The following is a 1,963-nucleotide window of genomic DNA, read 5'->3' on the forward strand; positions in this document are numbered from 1 at the left end:
GGCGGTGACGGCAAAGGCGAGGATGGCGCAGGCCATGCTCTGGAAAAGACGCTTGGTATTCATGGAAAGCCCTCTGTGTGGCACGTGGGTCCCATCATGCGGATCACATCTGAACCGATTCCCGCTGGAAAACGGTTACGGCCACGTCAACGCCATGTTGGCGAAACGTATTCAGCCAGCGGTCGGGCGGGCCGGAGCGGCTATAATCGCCGCCTTCCCCTTTGCCTCCCCGCCCGCCGTCGCACGGCTGGGCGACGGGGCCTGCGTACCGGAGCCTGCATGTCCTCGCAATACATCTACACCATGAACCGGGTCAGCAAGGTGGTCCCGCCGAAGCGGCRGATCATCAAGGACATCTCGCTGTCGTTCTATCCGGGCGCGAAGATCGGCCTGCTGGGCCTGAACGGCGCCGGCAAGTCCACCGTGCTGAAGATCATGGCCGGCGTGGACAAGGATTTCGAAGGCGAAGCCCGCCCCCAGCCCGGCATCAAGGTCGGCTACCTGGCGCAGGAGCCGGAGCTGAACCCCGAACACACCGTCCGCCAGGCCGTCGAGGAAGGCGTGGGCGACGTTCTGCAGGCCCAGGCGGCGCTGGAAGCGGTCTACGCCGCGTATGCCGAGGAAGGTGCAGACTTCGACGCCCTCGCCAAGGAGCAGGAGCGCCTGGAAGCCATCCTCGCCGCCGGCGACGCGCACACGCTGGAAAACCAGCTGGACGTGGCCGCCGACGCGCTGCGCCTGCCGCCGTGGGATGCGATCGTCGGCAAGCTGTCCGGCGGAGAGAAGCGTCGCGTCGCCCTGTGCCGCCTGCTGCTGCAGAAGCCGGACATGCTGCTGCTCGACGAACCGACCAACCATCTGGATGCCGAGTCCGTCGAGTGGCTGGAACAGTTCCTCGCCCGCTACACCGGCACCGTGGTGGCGGTCACCCATGACCGCTACTTCCTCGACAACGCCGCCGAGTGGATCCTCGAACTGGACCGCGGCCGCGGCATTCCGTGGAAGGGCAACTACACCGACTGGCTGGTCCAGAAGGATGAGCGCCTGAAGCAGGAAGACAACCAGGAAAAGGCCCGTCAGAAGGCCATCCAGAAGGAACTGGAGTGGTCGCGCCAGAACGCCAAGGGCGGCCGTTCCAAGGGCAAGGCCCGTCTGGCCCGCCTGGAAGAGCTGCAGTCGGTCGACTACCAGCGCCGCAACGAGACCAACGAGATCTTCATCCCGCCGGGCGAGCGCCTGGGCAACTCGGTGATCGAGTTCAAGAACGTCTCCAAGAAGTTCGGCGACCGCMTGCTGATCGACAACCTGAGCTTCMTSGTGCCCGGCGGCGCCATCGTCGGCATCATCGGCCCGAACGGCGCCGGCAAGTCGACGCTGTTCAAGATGATCACCGGGCAGGAGAAGCCGGATTCCGGCGAGATCATCAAGGGCCCGACCGTGCAGCTGGCCTACGTCGACCAGAGCCGCGACAAGCTGGAAGGCAACCACAACGTCTTCCAGGAAATCTCGGGCGGCCTGGACATCCTCAACATCAATGGCGTGGAGATCCAGTCGCGCGCCTACATCGGCCGCTTCAACTTCAAGGGCCAGGACCAGCAGAAGATGGTCGGCTCGCTGTCCGGCGGTGAACGCGGCCGCCTGCACATGGCCAAGACGCTGCTGCAGGGCGGCAACGTGCTGCTGCTCGACGAACCCTCCAACGACCTGGACATCGAAACCCTGCGTGCGCTGGAAGACGCGCTGCTGGAATTCCCCGGCAATACCTTCGTCATTTCGCACGACCGCTGGTTCCTGGACCGCATCGCCACGCACATCCTCGCCTTCGAAGGCGACTCGCACGTGGAGTTCTTCCAGGGCAACTACCGCGAGTACGAGGAAGACAAGAAGCGTCGCCTGGGCGAGGAAGGCGCGCGTCCGCACCGCCTGCGGTTCAAGGCGCTGAAGTAAGCGGTCGGTTTCAAAC

General features: G+C 64.8%; 1 protein-coding gene. It reads left to right on the forward strand.

Annotated features, from left to right (window positions below; genetic code table 11):
* Nucleotides 1-279: 279 nt before the first annotated feature.
* A complete protein-coding gene (ettA, locus tag AC04L7_RS17660) occupies nucleotides 280-1,947 on the forward strand; it encodes an energy-dependent translational throttle protein EttA (protein ID WP_475513562.1) in 1,668 nt (555 codons plus the stop codon).
* The last annotated feature ends 16 nt before the right edge of the window (nucleotides 1,948-1,963 follow it).

The sequence above is a fragment of the Pseudoxanthomonas sp. LjRoot204_2 genome, from assembly GCF_056175765.1.